Raw genomic sequence first — 16,454 nt, forward strand, 5'->3', positions numbered from 1 at the left:
CCGAATCAGAAATGCCAGGCTTGTCGGTGAATGTGAGGCTGGTGTCCGTCGGCTCTGACGACTGTGTTCCAGGAGGTCACCGACGTGACTCCAAGGCCGCGATCCACCCACGGCGGCGTACGGCTTGCGCCGGTCCGCCTGCTGTTCGTCCTCGCGACGGTCCTGCTGCCCTACGGCACGGCCGTCGCGTACGACCCCGAGCCCGTGGTCGTCCATGGCCCCGAGCCGGTGTCCTCGGACTCGGCCGACGCCTCGGCCTCCCCCGAGCCGTCCCGGGCCGGAACGCTGGCCGGTGAGGGCAGGCTGCGGCCAGGACGGCCCCAGGGCCCGGCGGCGGCCGTCCAGGGGCAGGACGAGGACGAAGACGAGCACGAGGACGAGCCCGGCGAGGAGACGGGTGACGCCAGCTCGGCCGCCGCCTCGGCGCAGCCGCCCCCGGATGCCGGACTGGTGCCCAGCGCGCCCCAGCCGCAACCCGCCCACCAGGCCGTGGCCCACAGCGAGGACGACGGCTCCGAGCCCGTGCTGTACATCCTTCCGCTGGGCAGCGGCCTGGTCCTGATCGGCCTCGGGCTCGGCCTCGCCTTCATCGCCCTTCGGGTGCGGCGGAGCTAGCTCCTGCGCTGGGGGGCCACGAGGAGGACCTTGCCGATGTGCCCGCTGGCCTCCACCAGCCGCTGGGCCTCGGCCGCCTCGGCCATCGGCAGCTCCCGATCGACGACCGGCCGGACGTGGCCGCCCTCGATCAACGGCCACACGTGCTCCCGCACGGCCGCGACGATGGCCGCCTTCTCGCCGAGCGGACGGGCGCGCAGCGAGGTCGCGCTGATCGCGGCCCGCTTGCCGAGCAGCGCACCGATGTTCAGCTCGCCCTGCACCCCGCCCTGCATACCGATGATCGCGAGCCGTCCGTTGACGGCGAGGGCCCGCACGTTCCGGTCCAGGTAACTGGCGCCCATGTTGTCGAGGATGACGTCGGCCCCGGCACCGTCGGTGGCCCGCCGCACCTCGGCGACGAAGTCCTGGTCGCGGTAGTTGACGAGGATGTCCGCGCCCAGCTCCGCACAGAAGTCCAGCTTCTCCTTGGTGCCCGCGGTGACCGCGACCTTGGCGCCGATCGACTTGCCCAGCTGGATCGCCATGGTGCCGATGCCACTGGAGCCGCCGTGCACGAGCAGCGTCTCACCGGGGCGCAGGTGGGAGATCATGAAGACGTTCGACCAGACCGTGCAGGCCACCTCGGGCAGCGCGGCCACCTGCTTCAGGTCCAGGCCCTCCGGCACCGGCAGCAGCTGCCCGGCCGGGACGGCGACCTTCTGCGCGTAGCCGCCACCCGCGAGCAGTGCGCACACCTCGTCGCCGACCGACCAGCCGGAGACACCGGGGCCGACCTCGACGATCCGGCCGGAGCACTCCAGACCGGGATAGACCGAAGCGCCGGGCGGCGGGTTGTAGTGGCCCTGCCGCTGCAGGATGTCGGCGCGGTTGACGGCACTGGCCACCACCTCGACCAGCACCTCGCCCTCCCCGGGCACGGGATCGGGGACCTCGTCCCACACCAGCGCCTCGGGCCCACCAGGTTCGGGAATCGTGATCGCATACATGCGGCCGACGCTACCCCTCGCCCGGCCGCGCTCCCGGTCAGGCCCGGGCCAACGGTCGTATGTCCCGGGGAAACGGCCGTATGTCGCGGTCAGGCCCGGGGCAGCGGTCGTATGTCGGGGGCGACCTGGGTGCCCGGGGAGGCCCGCACGATCGTGATCAGCCGGTCCGTCAGCTGGATGGTGCCGACGGTCGGGTCGTCGTAACCGAGCACCCGGTGTCCGCGGAGGACGCTCACCACCAGGTCTGCCGTCTCGCGCGGGGTCTTGCCGACCTCGGCCTTGACCGCCGGGCGCTCCACCAGGTCCATGCCGGTGCCCTGCTGGATCAGGTCCTCCATGACCATGCCGGCGGCCGGACTCAGCACGGACAGCCCCAGCAGCCGCCCGGCGGCGCTCGCGCTGGTGATGACGGCGTCGGCGCCGGACTGCTTCAGCAGCGGCGCGTTCTCCTCCTCACGGACCGCGGCCACGATCTTCGCGCCCTTGTTGAGCTGCCGGGCGGTCAGGGTCACCAGCACGGCCGTGTCGTCCCGCTGGGTCGCGATGATGATCTGCCGGGCCCGTTGCAGCTCGGCCCGCTTGAGCACCTCGCTGCGCGTCGCGTCCCCGATCACCCCGGCGTAGCCCTCGGCGGTGGCCGCCTCGATCGCCTTGGCGCTGGGGTCGACGACGACCACCTGCTCCTTGTTCAGCCCCGTCGCGCAGACGGTCTGGATCGCCGACCGCCCCTTCGTCCCGAAGCCGACGACGACGGTGTGATCCCGCAAGGCGGACCTCCAGCGGTTCTGGCGCCATTCCTCCCGGGTGCGTTCGGTGAGGACTTCGAGCGTGGTGCCGACCAGGATGATCAGGAACAGCACGCGCAGCGGCGTGATGACGAAGATGTTGGTGAGCCGGGCGGCGTCACTGACCGGGGTGATGTCGCCGTACCCGGTGGTGGAGAGGGTGACGGTCGCGTAGTAGAAGGCATCGAGGAGGTCGACGCTGCCGTCCGAGGTGTCGTTGTAGCCGTCGCGGTCGGCATAGACGATGAACGCGGTGGCGACCAGCAACAGCAGGGCCAGTGAGAGCCGTTTGCTGACCTGGCGGATCGGACGCTCCACCACTTTCGACGGCAGTTTCACCCGTTGGGTCACCAGATGTTCGTCCGCCTGGCGGGCGATGGCGTCATGGCCCGGAAGTTTCACGTGAAACACACCTCGATCCCCGCGGCCGCCCACGGCAGATCCAACAGCTCCGTCTCCTGCCCCTGCCGCGCCCCACCCGGCGGTACGACCGCGAGTGCGTCGGCGGCGGCGATGCCACGGAGCATCGCCGGTCCGTTGTAGTGCAGCGGAACGGCCACGTCACCGCGCAGGACGACCGGGATGAGCCGGGTGTCGTACGGATGTCCGTGCGTCGCTTCCGCCAAGGGCACCGCGTACGGCTCGGGGGCCGGGTGGGCGGCGAGGGTGCGCAGCAGGGGTTCGGCGAGGGTGAGCAGGCCGGAGACGGCGGCGAGGGGGTTGCCGGGGAGACCCACGAGGTGCTGGTTCTGCTGGGTGCGGGCCAGCAGCATGGGGTGCCCGGGGCGGACCTTGACGCTGTCGACGAGGAGTTCGGCCCCGATGCGTTCCAAGGTGGAGTGGACATGGTCGACCGGGCCGGACGCGGTACCGCCGGTGGTGACGACGAGATCGGCGCCGGACGAGGTGATCGCCTTGTACAGGGCCTTGGCGTCGTCGCCGAGCCTGCGTACGGCGGTCACCTCGGCGCCGAGCGCGCGCAGCCAGGGCGGCAGCATCGGGCCGAGCGCGTCCCGGATGCGTCCTTCGCTCGGTAGTCCTTCGGTGAGCAACTCGTCCCCGAGGATCAGGACTTCGACCCGGGGACGCGGGACGACCGTGACGTTGTCGTATCCGGCAGCCGCGGCGAGGCCGAGGACGGCCGGGGTGACCAGGGTCCCGACGGACAGCAACTGGTCGCCGCTGCGGCACTCCTGGCCGCGCGGGCGGATGTCCTGGCCGTGCACGACCTCACGGGTGGGGTGCAGCCGGCCCTGGGCGTCGATACGTCCGTGTTCGCTGCGCAGCACCGCGGTCGTGTCCGCCGGGATCCGGGCGCCGGTGGCGATCCGTACCGCTTCGCCGTCGGTGAGCGACTCGGGCTGCGCGTGCCCGGCCAGGACGCCCTCCTCGCGTACGTCCCAGGGACCGGGGCCCGCCACCGCCCAGCCGTCCATCGCGGAAGTGTCGAAGGAGGGCAGGTCGGTCAGGGCGTCCAGCGGGCTGGCCAGGGCCAGGCCGAGCGCGTCCGCCAGCGGTACGGAGACGGGGGCCCGGCGGGCGCCCGAGCGGGCGGCGCGGGCGGCGATCTCACGGGCCTGAGGCCAGGGGGTGGCACGGTGCTGGTGCGCCGACGGGCCGTCGTGGGCGTCCCCGCTCTGGGTGGTGGGCGGAAGCGCCTGGCTGCCGGTGGCACCCTTGCCGAACTCCCTGGGCTCCCTGGGCTCTCTCACGAGGGCGAGCGCCTCCTCGACGTCGAGATCGTCGTCGGTGTCCCCGGCGGACGCGCCGACCCGGATGCCGGGGGCGGTCACCGGCCGGGCCCGGAGCCGGGGGCGGGCTTCCCGGCAGCGGACTGCTCGGCGGCGTTCGCCTCTTCCTCCCAGCGCAGGGCCAGCGCGACGGCCTTGCGGGCCGCCTCGGCGACGGCCTCGGGGCCTCCCTCGCCCTGTGCGGCCGCGTAGCCGACGAGGAACGTGGTCAGTGGGGCGGCCGGGCGGGCCACGCCGTGCGCGGCGTCCCTGGCCAGGTCGAGCAGGACGCCGGTGTCGACGTCCAGGTCGATGCCCAGCTCGTCCTTGACTGCGGAGATCCATTCATCCAACACGTGCCCATGCTCCCTGATGCGTGCCCTGGCGTCGGCGATGTCGTCCCAGGTGTCGCAGTCGAAGGACGCGAGGGGGTCCGGGACGCGGGTGAGATCGAGTGCGGCGGTCAGGCGCCGCAGGGGGAGACCGGCGAGGCCTGAGCCGTCGCCTTCCTCGGCGAGGGCCGACAGGACGCGGCGGAGCGGTGCCGTGCGGTACGCCGCGACAAGGGGCTGGTCCCGGCCCTCGGCGTCGGTGAGCAGGGCGGCGTCGGCGCCGGTGCTGTGCAGGGCCGTCAGCAGCCGCTCCACGGTGGCCTGTTCGAGGAACGGGAGGTCGGCGGAGAGGACGACCGCACGGTCGGCGGTGGTGTGGCGCAGACCGGCGTCGAGAGCGGCGACCGGGCCGCCGCCCGGAGGGTCCTCGCGGGTCCAGCGCACCGGGCGGGAGGTGGGGCGGGGCGCCGCCACGACGACGGTGTCGCGGGCCCCGGCACAGGCCGTGAGGACACGGTCGAGCAGGGGACGGCCGCCCACCCGGACGGAGGGTTTGTCGGCCCCGCCGAGGCGTCTCGCTGCGCCGCCGGCCAACACGATCACGTCGTAGGCCGGCGGCTCGGTGTCGGTCACCTTTCGAGTATGGGGGGAGGGTGGATCACTGGGAACCGATGGCGCTGAGTGCGCTCTGCGGGCAGTGGTCGCGCAATGCCCCTGAGGGAGCTCCGGCGCTACCCGGCTAGAGCGTCCTCAGCAGAACCGCCGGCTGCTCCACGCAGTCCGCCACGTACCGCAGGAAGCCGCCCGCCGTGCCGCCGTCGCAGACCCGGTGGTCGAAGGTGAGGGACAGCTGGACGACCTTGCGGACCGCCAGTTCGCCCTCGTGGACCCACGGCTTCGGGACGATGCGGCCCACGCCCAGCATCGCCGCCTCGGGGTGGTTGATGATCGGCGTGGAGCCGTCGACGCCGAAGACGCCGTAGTTGTTCAACGTGAAGGTGCCGCCGGTGAGTTCTCCGGGGGTGAGCTTTCCGGCGTGGGCCGCCTCGGTCAGCCGGGCGAACTCCGCCGTCAGGGCCTCGGCGTCGCGGGTGTGGGCGTCCCGGACGACGGGGACCACCAGGCCCCGGTCGGTCTGGGCGGCGAAGCCCAGGTGGACGTGGTCGAGTTGGACGATCTCGCGGGCCTCGACGTCGACGTAGGAGTTCAGCTCGGGATAGCGGGCCAGGGCGGCCGTACTGATCCGGGCGAGCAGCGCGAGCAGGGAGATCTTCGGACCGGCCGCCGCGTTCATCGCGGTCCGGGCACGCATCAGTTCGGTCGCGTCGGCGTCCACCCAGCAGGTCGCGTCGGGGATCTCCCGGCGGCTGCGGGAGAGCTTGTCGGCGACCGCGCCCCGGATGCCCTTGAGAGGCGTACGGGTGCCGGTCTGGGCGTTCACCGGGGCGGCCGGGGCGGTCAGCGCGCCGGCCGGGGTCTTGGTGGCGGCGCGGGCCGCGCTGACCCGCAGGGCGTCCTCGACGTCGGCGCGCAGGATCAGGCCGTCGGGGCCAGAGCCGGAGACCCGGCGCAGGTCCAGGTCGTTGTCCCGGGCGAGCCTGCGGACCAGGGGGGAGATCACCGGGACGGGGCCCTCGGGAAGCGGGGGCGGTGCGGGCACGCGCGCGTGGACCGCCGTTTCGACGGCGGCCGCCTTCCCGGCCGTGCCGTTGGCCCGGTCCGGAGCGGTGGGGCGGGCCCGGCGGCGGCGCGCCGGGGGTGCCCCGGTGCCGTAGCCCACCAGGACGTTGCCGGAGCCCTCCGGTTCGGGGACCGGGGTGGCCTCGCCGACGGCGACCGTCAGCAGCGGGGCGCCGACGGGCAGTTCGGCGCCCTCCTCGCCGAAGCGGGCGGTGACCACACCGCCGTAGGGGCAGGGGACCTCGACCATCGCCTTGGCCGTCTCGACCTCGACGACCGGCTGGTCGATCGCGACGACCTCGCCGACCTGGACCAGCCAGTTGACGATCACCGCCTCGGTCAACCCCTCCCCGAGGTCCGGCAGTTTGAACTCCAGCACCTGTGCCATCAGCCCTCGGCCTCCCACTGCAGACGCGCCACCGCGTCCAGGATGCGGTCGACGCCGGGCAGGTGGTGGCGCTCCAGCATCGGCGGCGGGTAGGGGATGTCGAACCCGGCCACGCGCAGCACCGGCGCCTCCAGGTGGTGGAAGCAGCGCTCCGTGACCCGGGCCGCGATCTCCCCTCCCGGTCCGCCGAACCCGCCCGACTCGTGTACGACGACCGCCCGCCCGGTGCGCCGTACCGAGGCGCAGACCGTCTCGTCGTCGAACGGCACCAGGGAGCGCAGGTCGACGACTTCGAGGTCCCAGCCCTCCGCCTGGGCGGCCTCGGCGGCTTCGAGGCAGACCGGTACGGACGGGCCGTACGTGATGAGCGTGGCACTGCGCCCTGTGCGGCGCACCACCGCGCGGCCGATGGGTTCAACGTCCGTCGGCTGCTCGGGGTTCCAGGTGTCCTTGGACCAGTACAGGCGCTTGGGTTCGAGGAAGACGACCGGGTCGTCGGAGGCGATGGCGGCGCGCAGCAGGCCGTAGGCGTCGGCGACCGTGGACGGGGTGACGACGTGCAGGCCGGGGGTGGCCATGTAGTAGGCCTCGGAGGAGTCGCTGTGGTGCTCGACGCCGCCGATGCCGCCGCCGTAGGGGATACGGATGGTGATCGGGAGGGGCATCCGGCCCCGGGTCCGGTTGCGCATCCGGGAGACATGGCTGATCAGCTGCTCGAACCCGGGATAGGCGAAGGCGTCGAACTGCATCTCCACGACCGGGCGCAGCCCGTACATGGCCATGCCGACGGCGGTGCCGAGGATGCCGGCCTCGGCGAGCGGGGTGTCGGTGCAGCGGTCCTCGCCGAACTCCTTGGCGAGGCCGTCGGTGACCCGGAAGACCCCGCCGAGGGCGCCGACGTCCTCGCCCATGACGTGCACGGCGGGGTCGGCGGCCATCGCGTCGCGCAGCGCGCGGGTGAGGGCCTGCGCCATGGTGGCGGGCTTGATGGCGACGGTCGTCATCAGTGGCCGCCTTCCTGGTCGGCCTGCTCGGCCTCCAGCTCGGCCCGCAGCATGGCGCGCTGCTCGCGCAGCTGGGTGGTGGTCTCGGCGTACACCTGGTCGAAGAGGGTCATGGGGTCGAGCTCCGGGTCGCGGTTCATGCGCTCACGCAGGTCGGCGGCCATGGTCTCGGCGTCCTCGCGCGCGTGCCGTACGAGGTCCTCGTCGAACAGCCCGCGGTCGGTCAGCTCGCGCTCCAGCAGCAGGATCGGGTCGTGGTCGCGCCAGGCGTCCACCTCGGCGTCGCCCCGGTAGCGGGTGGCGTCGTCGGCGTTGGTGTGGGCGTCGATGCGGTAGGTCACCGCCTCGACCAGGGTGGGGCCGCCGCCCTCGCGTGCGTGCCGCACGGCGTCGGAGAGGACCTGGTGCACGGCGACCGCGTCGTTGCCGTCGACCAGGCGGCCCGGCATGCCGTACCCGACGGCCTTGTGGGCCAGGGAGGGGGCGGCGGTCTGCTTGGCGAGCGGGACGGAGATGGCGAAGCCGTTGTTCTGGACCAGGAAGACGACCGGGGCCTGCCAGACGGCGGCGAAGTTGAGCGCCTCGTGGAAGTCGCCCTCGCTGGTGCCGCCGTCGCCGACCATGGCGAGCGCGACCACGTCGTCGCCCTTGAGGCGGGCCGCGTGGGCGAGGCCCACGGCGTGCGGGAGCTGGGTGGCGAGCGGGGTGGAGAGGGGGGCCACCCGGTGGGCGTAGGGGTCGTAGCCGGTGTGCCAGTCGCCGCGCAGCAGGGTGAGCGCCTCCACGGGGTCCACGCCCCGGGCGACGACTGCGAGGGTGTCGCGGTAGCTGGGGAAGAGCCAGTCGTGCTCCTCCAGGGCCAGCGCGGCGGCGATCTCGCAGGCCTCCTGGCCGGTGCTGGACGGGTAGACGGCAAGGCGGCCCTGTTTGGTGAGGGCGGTGGCCTGTGTGTTGTACCGGCGGCCGTGCACCAGCCGGGTGTAGAGCCGGCGCAGCAGCTCCGGGTCGGCCTTGGCGGCCGCCTCGGTCCCGAGGACGCGGTAGGGCCGCTCGTCGGGCAGCAGGGGCGCGGGGTCCGTCCGGGGTTGCCAGGCGGGCGGCGGCGACGGGCGGTATGCGCCTCGCTGCTCCAGGACCGTCATGACGGCACCTCCTCGTGGGGGTGGCTACGGGAGACAGGTCGGCTGTGACCCGTCCCACCTACCGATTGTTCGGTCGTCAGCACATTTTGGCTACAGGCGGCTCCAGGCTGTGGACAAACGGTTCTCCACAGCCTGGAATGAACGCAGTACGTCCATGGTAGGAAGGCGGGGGGACATGCCACCTGAACAAATGGCCGAGGGCCCGCAGGACCGCGCCGCGCTGCCGCCCGCGCGCCCGCTGGACGCCATTGATCAGGACATCCTGCAGATCCTCCAGGCGGACGGCCGGGCCTCGATACGGTCGGTCGCCGAACGTGTCCATGTCTCGCGCGCCAACGCCTACGCGCGTATCAACCGTCTGATCGAGGACGGGGTGATACGCGGTTTCGGCGCCCGCGTGGACCATGAGCGGGCGGGCCACGGCACCTCCGCCTACATCACCCTGAAGATCGTCCAGAACAGCTGGCGCACCGTGCGCGAGGAGTTGCGGCAGCTGCCAGGAGCAGACCACATCGCCCTGGTGGGCGGCGACTTCGACGTCCTGCTCCTGGTGCACACGCCCGACAACAGAGCGCTGCGCGAGCTGGTGCTGACCCGGCTCCAGGCGATCCCGGAGGTGCTCAGCACCCGCACGCTGCTGGTGTTCGAGGAGGAGGACCTGGGGCCCGGCGGCTGACGCCGGACGGCCGGCCTCAGGCCGCGCGGAGCCCCGAGAACACCAGGCGCGCCACCGCGTCGGAGACCTCGCGCTCGGTCGCGCCACGCCCGTCCGGGCGGTACCACTCCACGATCGAGTTGACCATGCCGAAGACCAGCCGGGTGGCGAGGCGCACCTCGATGTCACCGCGTACGTCCCCGTCGGCGGCGGCCGCCTTCAGCAGGTCGGCCACCCGGTGGTCGAAGTCCCGGCGCCGGTCCAGCGCCCACCTCTCGGTGCCGGTGTTGCCGCGCACCCGCAGCAGCAGCGTGACGTAGGGCAGTTCGGTGATGAGCACCTCGACCATGCGCCGCACGACGTGCTCCAGGCGGTCGGCGGCGCCCCCCACGCGCGCGGGCTCCTCGTCGAGGATCCCGAACAGGCCGTCCAGGGCGCGGCTGACGGCCCGGCGCAGCAGTTCCTCCTTGCCGGACACATGGTGGTAGATCGACGACTTGGAGATGCCGGCCGCCTTGGAGAGGTGCTCCATGGAGGTGCCGTCGTAGCCACGCTCGTTGAAGACCTGGACGGCCACCGAGAGCAGGGTCTCGGGGGTGTAGGTGTCGCGCTTGGCGGTGGTCATGAGGCGCCCTCCCGCTTCTCGGTGGCGTACGCGTGGCGGTAGAGCGCGAGGGAGGGCGCGTAGCGGCCGCTCGGGTCGCGCAGATGGAGGTCGTCGAGGAGGTCGTAGGCGAAGTCGCGGCCGAGGCGCCGGCTCCACTCGAAGGGGCCGAGCGGGTAGTTGACGCCCAGGCGCATCGCGGTGTCGATGTCCTCCTCGGTGGCGACGCCCTTGGCGACGGCGTCGTGCGCGAGGTCGACGATACGGGCGACGGTACGGGCGACGATCATGCCGGGGACGTCACCGATGACGCTGACCTGCTTGCCGAGCGCCTGGAAGAGACCGATGGCCTCGCCGAGCGTCCGGGGATGGGTGTCGTGCCCCGCGGACAGCGCGATGCGGGTGGCCCGGCGGTAGTCGAGGGCGAGGTCGAAGTAGACGACGTCCCGGAACTCCACCGAGGTCTGGCCGTCGGCGAGGACCAGCTGGCCGCCGCTGGGCAGCACCAGGCGGGTGCCGTGGTCCTCGTCCTCCTCGCGGACCTGGATGCCCGCCTCGCGGATCATCGAGAGCAGCTCGGCCGCCGGGCCCAGGTTGCCCTCGGCGACGACGTAGGCGGGCCGGTCGGCCGGCTCGGCGGTGTGCGGCTCGGCGCGCTCGGCGTCGTCCGCGTAGTCGTACCAGCCGTGCCCGGTCTTGCGGCCGAGGTGGCCGGACTCGACGAGCCGGCGCTGGGCCAGGGAGGGCGTGAAGCGGACGTCCTGGAAGAAGGCCTTCCACACGGAGTGCGTGACGGACTCGTTGACGTCCTGGCCGATCAGGTCGGTCAGTTCGAAGGCGCCCATCCGGAAGCCGCCGCTCTCGCGCAGCACCGCGTCGATGGTGGCCGGGTCGGCGGCCTGCGCCTCGTAGACCGCGAACGCCTCGGCGTAGAAGGGCCGCGCGATGCGGTTGACGATGAAGCCGGGGGTGTCCGCGCAGGCGACCGGCGTCTTGCCCCAGGCACGGGCCGTCTCGTACGCGCGCGTGGCCGACGTGACGTCGGTGGCGAACCCGGAGACGACCTCGACCAGCGGCAGCAGCGGTGCCGGGTTGAAGAAGTGCAGGCCTACCAGGCGGGCGGCGCCGCGCAGGGCGCCGCCGATGGCGGTCACCGACAGGGAGGAGGTGTTGGTGGCCAGCAGACAGTCGCCGTCGACGATGTCCTCCAGGGCCCGGAACAGCTCCTGCTTGGCCTCCAGCCGCTCCTGGACGGCCTCCACGACCAGGGTGCAGTCCGCGAACTCGGTGAGTTCCTCGGCGGGCAGCAGCCGGGCGCGGGCCGCGTCCCGGTCGGCGGCCGTCATCCGGCCCTTCGCGACCAACCGGTCGAGACGGGCGCCGATCGCCGCGGCGGCGTCCCCGGCCCGTCCGGGGACGGCGTCGTACAGCCGTACGGGATGGCCCGCGACGAGTGCGACCTGGGCGATGCCCTGGCCCATGGTGCCGGCGCCGGCGACCCCCACGGGGCTGCTGAGGTCGAGTGCTGTCATGTGCGCGATCCTCCCGCACGGGGTTTTCCACAGATGCGGCAGGCCCCCTTGTCCCGACCGATCGTTCGGTTACTCTAACTCTGTCCGGTCGTTTCCGCCCAGGTCATGAGCTCGAAGGGGAGCTCATCAGACGAGGAGTTGGTCCCGCATGACCGCCGAGCTCACCGTGCACGAGCTGATCGCCAAGCACCGGCCCACGCTTGACCAGGCGCTGGAGGCGATCCGCACGCGCGCGTACTGGTCCCCCCACCCCGAGCACCCCAAGGCCTACGGCGAGCACGGCAGCCTGGACGCGGCGGCCGGCAAGGCGGCCTTCGACGCCCTTCTCGGCAGCCGTGTCGACCTCGGCCAGCCCGGCACCGACGACTGGCTGGGCGACGAGGTCTCCCCGTACGGCATCGAGCTGGGCGTGACCTACCCGCACGCCGACGTCGACACACTGCTGCCCGCCATGAAGTCCGGCCAGCGCGCGTGGCGCGACGCCGGCGCGGAGGCGCGCGCGGTGGTGTGTCTGGAGATCCTCAAGCGGATCAGCGACCGGACGCACGAGTTCGCGCACGCCGTCATGCACACCAGCGGCCAGGCGTTCATGATGGCGTTCCAGGCGGGCGGCCCGCACGCCCAGGACCGCGGCCTGGAGGCGGTGGCCTACGCGTACGTGGAGCAGGTCCGCACCCCCGACACGGCCGAATGGTCCAAGCCGCAGGGCAAGCGCGACCCGCTCGCGCTGACGAAGACGTTCAAGCCGGTCCCGCGCGGGATCGCGCTGGTCGTCGGCTGCAACACGTTCCCGACGTGGAACGGCTACCCGGGCCTGTTCGCCTCCCTCGCCACGGGCAACGCGGTGCTGGTGAAGCCGCACCCGCGCGCGGTGCTGCCGCTCGCCCTCACCGTGCAGGTCGCCCGGCAGGTGCTCGCCGAAGCCGGCTTCGACCCGAACCTGGTGGCACTGGCGGCGGAGCGCCCCGGCGAGGGCATCGCGAAGACGCTCGCCACCCGCCCGGAGATCAAGATCATCGACTACACGGGCTCGACCGCCTTCGGTGACTGGCTGGAGGCCAACGCCCGGCAGGCACAGGTCTACACCGAGAAGGCCGGCGTCAACACGGTGCTGGTGGAGTCCACCGACAACTACAAGGGGATGCTCTCCAACCTGGCGTTCTCGCTCTCCCTGTACAGCGGCCAGATGTGCACCACCCCGCAGAACCTGCTGATCCCCCGCGACGGCATCCGCACCGACGAAGGCCCCAAGACCTACGACGAGGTGGTCGCCGACCTCGCCCGCGCGGTCGACGGTCTGCTCGGCGACGACGCCCGCGCGAACGCGCTGCTCGGCGCGATCGTCAACCCCGACGTCAAGGCCCGCCTGGAGGCCGCCGCCGGGCTCGGCGAGGTCGCCCTCGCCTCGCGGGAGATCGCCAACCCGGAGTTCCCGGGCGCGGTCGTCCGCACGCCGGTGATCGTGAAGCTGGACGGTGCGCGGAAATATTGGGAGGGGGCCGACGACCAGGCCGCCTACATGAGCGAGTGCTTCGGGCCGGTGTCCTTCGCGGTCGCCGTCGACTCGGCCGCCGACGCGCTGGAACTGCTGCGGCGCACGGTCCGGGAGAAGGGCGCGATGACGGTCGGCGCGTACACCGCCGACCCGGACGTGGAGCGCGCCGTGGAGGAGGTCTGCCTGGAGGAGGCGGCCCAGCTGTCGCTGAACCTGGTCGGCGGGGTGTACGTCAACCAGACGGCCGCGTTCTCCGACTTCCACGGATCGGGCGGCAACCCCGCGGCGAACGCCGCGCTGAGCGACGGGGCGTTCGTGGCGAACCGGTTCCGGGTGATCGAGGTGCGGCGAGAGGCGTAGCCGTCCGGGGTGCCTGGCCGCCGTGGAGACCTGCGGGTCCGCGGTGGCCGGTCACGCCCACGCGGCGGCAGCCGCAGGTCGACTACAGCCCCACGCCCCTCAAGGGGCGCTCCAGTGGAACAGGGTCATGGCGACACTGGTCGCCAGGTTGTAGCTGCTCACCTGGGGGCGCATCGGCAGTCGTAGCAAGTGATCGGCACGTGCGCGGAGGTCCGCCGAAAGACCCGTTCGTTCTGAACCGAAGGCGAGGATCGCGTTGTCCGGGAGCTTTGTCTTCCGGATGTCCTCGCCTTCCGGGTCCAGTGCGTACACCGGGCCCGGCGGCAGCTCCGGCACGGTCAGTCGCTCGACCGCCGTCGCGAAGTGGAGGCCCGCGCCGCCGCGTACGACCGTCGGGTGCCAGGGGTCGAGCGTGCCGGTCGTGATCACTCCCGTCGCGCCGAAGCCCGCCGCCAGGCGGATCACCGCGCCCGCGTTGCCGAGGTTGCGGGGCTCGTCGAGAACCACGACGGGGGCGGAGCGCGGGTCGCGGGCCAGCTCACGCAGGTTGGCCTCACGGGACGGTCGCACCGCCAGCGCGGCCACGGCCGTGGGATGCGGGCGGGCGACCAGGGACGCGTACGTCTCCGACGGCACCTCCGTCAGCAGGGCGGCCAGCGCCTCCCGTACGTCCGGCGCCAGCTCGTCCGCCAGGGCCAGCGCCGCGGCCCGGTCCGTGGTGACCGCCACCGGCACCCGCGCGCCGAAGCGCAGGGCGTGCTTGAGGGCGTGGAAGCCGTCGAGGAGGACGGCGGAGTCCGCCAGCCGCGCCCAGTGGTCCAGGGGGTCGGTCATGCCCCGAAGCCTACGCGGGGCTGTTCGTCGGCCTCCGGGGAGCGAGCGGGAGGCAGCGCGGGGGCGTCGCGCCGGACGACGCGGTCACGCGCGCGTGCCGCTCGGCCACCCAGCCAGAGCAGGAGCGCCGTCGGCAGGAAGACCGAGTCCGCCGCGATCATGGCGAGCGAGAAGAAGGGCAGCCCCAGGACGACCGCGATCACCGCGTGCTCGGTCATCATCGCGGCCAGCAGCACGTTCTTGACCCGGCGGTTGAACAGCGTGAACGGGAAGGCGACCTGGACGATGACCGTCCCGTAGGTCACCAGCATCACCAGTGTGCCGTTGGCGGAGAGCAGGTCGGCGAGGGCCGGCCAGGGCGAGAAGTAGTCCAGGTGGAGCGGGTAGTAGACGGCGGTGCCGTCCTGCCAGCGGGAGCCCTGGATCTTGTACCAGCCGGCGGTCGCGTAGATCAGGCAGGCCTCGGCCATGATCACGAACAGGGCGCCGTTGTGCAGGATGTCGGCGATGACGTCCAGCAGGATCCGGGGCTCGGGAGTGCGCGCCCAGCGGCCCACCGCCCACCACAGGGCCGCGCCCACCCAGGCCGCCCACAGGACGGCCGGCACCAGCCAGCCGCCGCCGGTACGGCCGGTGAGGGCCGCCACGACCAGCAGGACACCGGACACCGCCCACAGCGCCGGTCCGACCCGGTCGGTGACCGGCCGCTGCTCGGCACGCGCGCGTGACGCCCGGCGCGCGTCCAGGGACCACACCTGGCCGCAGCGCGTGAACACCAGGTAGAAGGACATCAGGTGCAGCACGTTGTCACCGCCGTCGCCCACGAAGACGCTGCGGTTCTGCAGGGACAGCACGCCCACCATGAACAGCAGGGACATCGTGCGGGTGCGCCAGCCCACCAGGAGCAGGGCGCTGCAGAGGACGGCCAGGAAGTAGAAGACCTCGAAGAAGGCCCGGCCGTCGGAGACCAGCAGCGCCGTGAAGGCGTGGTTGTCCGCGGTCAGCTGCTGGGCGAGGTCGAAGCTCCAGGGGCCGTCGGGGCCGTACAGCTCCTGGCGGTGCGGGTACTCGCGCAGCAGGAACAGCAGCCAGGTGGCGGCGAAGCCGATGCGTACGACGGCCGTCTGGTACGGGCCGAGCGCCGAGCCGGTGACCCGGGCGATGGCACGGGACAGGCACAGGGCGATGCGGCTCATCGCACACCTCCGTCGGCCTGGTCCGCCGTGACCGTCCACCAGGGCAGCACCCGGTAGACCGGGGTGTCGGAGACCTTCTCGCCGCTCCAGTCCGGCGGGGGCACGTTGGTGGTGCTGGAGCGCACCTGGACGCGCTCGATGGTGCCCTTCTCGCTGGTCGCGTCCCCCGCGTACATGCGCATCACGACGATCCGGCGCAGGTACTGCTCGGACAGAGAGCCGCGCAGGCCGATCGGGCGGTTGTCGGTGCCGTGGGTGGTGACGAAGAAGTCCCAGGCCCGGCGCAGTTCGTTCTGCACGGTGTGGCTCGGCAGCAGGCTGCCGTCGATGGCCTTGCCGTCCTGGGCGGACAGGTCGTTCCAGCCGGTGGTGGTCGTGGTGCCGTCCTGCATCCGCACGTCGGTGCGTACCTGTACGGCGATGTTCTGCTGGAGCGGGTTCGGCGCGAACAGCTTCCAGTTCTGCTCGAACTCCGGGTACACCCACTCCTCTATCGCCTTGCCGTGCTGCTTCGTCACGGTGTTCGCCGGCGCGACGCTCAGGAACACCATCCCGAGGTGCACGCAGGCGGCGACCGCTACCAGGGCCAGCGCGAGGGCCGCGCCGACCTGGTAGCGGGGGGAGAGAGCGGCGACACCGGTGCGGGGCGGGGCGAACGGCGGCTGCTCCCGGCGGACACCTTCGACAGGTGCGACAGGTGCGACAGATGTGACGGGTGCGACGGGTCGGGCAAGTCCCGGATCCGGGCGCGGCCCGCCAGGACCCTCCGGCCCGTGCCGGGCGTCCGAGTCCCCGTCGTACGCGTCCATGCCGCCCCGTTCCCCGGTACCGCCGTGTCGTCCCATGCCGTCCGGACGGCCCGTCCGGGGCCGTCCGGTGTGCCGCTGCCCGGCACCCGACGGAACGGTACTCAGCACCGGCCGCCGGGCGCAGCCCCGGGGAGCGGCACGGGAACGTGGCCATCGCCACTCCGGCGGATCCCGGCGACCGTGGTCGCGGCGGTCCGCCGGAGCCTCCGGACCAGGTCACAGCAGGTGGTACGGCGGACAAGGGCGGCCCGCGGAGCCCGTTCGGCGGGTTGTCCACAGGCCGCGTCGGAGGTTTTCCACAGCG

At 72.6% G+C, this 16,454-nt stretch carries 15 protein-coding genes; 3 read left to right on the forward strand and 12 right to left on the reverse strand.

The features are described 5' to 3' along the window. Positions 1-84: 84 nt before the first annotated feature. Positions 85-615: a hypothetical protein gene (locus ABZ642_RS11000; RefSeq protein ID WP_360480625.1), complete on the forward strand. Its 531-nt coding sequence runs from the start codon at positions 85-87 to the stop codon at positions 613-615. Here ABZ642_RS11000 and ABZ642_RS11005 read toward each other — a convergent pair. From ABZ642_RS11005 to pdhA, 7 genes are all read right to left on the reverse strand, one after another. Continuing rightward, positions 612-1,604, reverse strand: a complete 993-nt coding sequence (locus ABZ642_RS11005; RefSeq protein ID WP_360480628.1) for an NAD(P)H-quinone oxidoreductase — start codon at positions 1,602-1,604, stop codon at positions 612-614. The genes ABZ642_RS11000 and ABZ642_RS11005 overlap by 4 nt on opposite strands. 89 nt (positions 1,605-1,693) lie before the next feature. Continuing rightward, entirely contained in the window at positions 1,694-2,791 is a 1,098-nt protein-coding gene (locus ABZ642_RS11010) for a potassium channel family protein (protein WP_360480631.1), read from the reverse strand. Next, positions 2,788-4,182, reverse strand: a complete 1,395-nt coding sequence (locus ABZ642_RS11015; RefSeq protein WP_360480634.1) for a molybdopterin molybdotransferase MoeA — start codon at positions 4,180-4,182, stop codon at positions 2,788-2,790. Before ABZ642_RS11015 ends, ABZ642_RS11010 begins: the two co-directional genes overlap by 4 nt. Continuing rightward, positions 4,179-5,084, reverse strand: a complete 906-nt coding sequence (locus ABZ642_RS11020; RefSeq protein WP_360480637.1) for an NTP transferase domain-containing protein — start codon at positions 5,082-5,084, stop codon at positions 4,179-4,181. Before ABZ642_RS11020 ends, ABZ642_RS11015 begins: the two co-directional genes overlap by 4 nt. Before the next feature lie 106 nt (positions 5,085-5,190). Next, complete coding sequence (locus ABZ642_RS11025) at positions 5,191-6,519, reverse strand: dihydrolipoamide acetyltransferase family protein (RefSeq protein ID WP_360480640.1); 1,329 nt, start codon at positions 6,517-6,519, stop codon at positions 5,191-5,193. Then, positions 6,519-7,523: an alpha-ketoacid dehydrogenase subunit beta gene (locus ABZ642_RS11030; RefSeq protein ID WP_360480643.1), complete on the reverse strand. Its 1,005-nt coding sequence runs from the start codon at positions 7,521-7,523 to the stop codon at positions 6,519-6,521. Before ABZ642_RS11030 ends, ABZ642_RS11025 begins: the two co-directional genes overlap by 1 nt. Beyond that, positions 7,523-8,665: a pyruvate dehydrogenase (acetyl-transferring) E1 component subunit alpha gene (gene pdhA / locus ABZ642_RS11035; protein WP_360480646.1), complete on the reverse strand. Its 1,143-nt coding sequence runs from the start codon at positions 8,663-8,665 to the stop codon at positions 7,523-7,525. Before pdhA ends, ABZ642_RS11030 begins: the two co-directional genes overlap by 1 nt. A 190-nt stretch (positions 8,666-8,855) precedes the next feature. Between pdhA and ABZ642_RS11040 the strand changes: the two genes are divergently transcribed. Beyond that, entirely contained in the window at positions 8,856-9,341 is a 486-nt protein-coding gene (locus tag ABZ642_RS11040; RefSeq protein ID WP_351738620.1) for an Lrp/AsnC family transcriptional regulator, read from the forward strand. A gap of 16 nt (positions 9,342-9,357) precedes the next feature. On the opposite strand, the gene ABZ642_RS11045 is transcribed toward ABZ642_RS11040, so the two are convergent. Then, positions 9,358-9,945 (reverse strand): TetR/AcrR family transcriptional regulator, encoded by a 588-nt coding sequence (locus ABZ642_RS11045; RefSeq protein ID WP_360480648.1) that lies wholly within the window; start codon positions 9,943-9,945, stop codon positions 9,358-9,360. Next, positions 9,942-11,456 (reverse strand): 3-hydroxyacyl-CoA dehydrogenase, encoded by a 1,515-nt coding sequence (locus tag ABZ642_RS11050; protein ID WP_360480651.1) that lies wholly within the window; start codon positions 11,454-11,456, stop codon positions 9,942-9,944. Before ABZ642_RS11050 ends, ABZ642_RS11045 begins: the two co-directional genes overlap by 4 nt. Before the next feature lie 148 nt (positions 11,457-11,604). Between ABZ642_RS11050 and paaN the strand changes: the two genes are divergently transcribed. Beyond that, positions 11,605-13,311, forward strand: coding sequence for a phenylacetic acid degradation protein PaaN (gene paaN, locus ABZ642_RS11055; protein WP_360480653.1), 1,707 nt, complete (start codon positions 11,605-11,607; stop codon positions 13,309-13,311). A gap of 99 nt (positions 13,312-13,410) precedes the next feature. Here paaN and ABZ642_RS11060 read toward each other — a convergent pair whose 3' ends face one another. Genes ABZ642_RS11060 through ABZ642_RS11070 form a run of 3 tightly spaced genes read right to left on the reverse strand, consistent with a single transcriptional unit; the run spans position 13,411 to position 16,150 of the window. Then, positions 13,411-14,145, reverse strand: coding sequence for a TrmH family RNA methyltransferase (locus ABZ642_RS11060; protein WP_360480656.1), 735 nt, complete (start codon positions 14,143-14,145; stop codon positions 13,411-13,413). Beyond that, on the reverse strand, positions 14,142-15,341 hold the full coding sequence (locus tag ABZ642_RS11065; RefSeq protein ID WP_360480659.1) for an HTTM domain-containing protein: 1,200 nt from the start codon (positions 15,339-15,341) through the stop codon (positions 14,142-14,144). The genes ABZ642_RS11060 and ABZ642_RS11065 overlap by 4 nt, the downstream gene beginning before the upstream one ends. Further along, on the reverse strand, positions 15,338-16,150 hold the full coding sequence (locus ABZ642_RS11070) for a DUF5819 family protein (RefSeq protein WP_360480661.1): 813 nt from the start codon (positions 16,148-16,150) through the stop codon (positions 15,338-15,340). The genes ABZ642_RS11065 and ABZ642_RS11070 overlap by 4 nt, the downstream gene beginning before the upstream one ends. Between the last annotated feature and the right edge of the window lie 304 nt (positions 16,151-16,454).

This window comes from Streptomyces sp. NPDC007157, assembly GCF_040634235.1.
Lineage (GTDB): Bacteria > Actinomycetota > Actinomycetes > Streptomycetales > Streptomycetaceae > Streptomyces.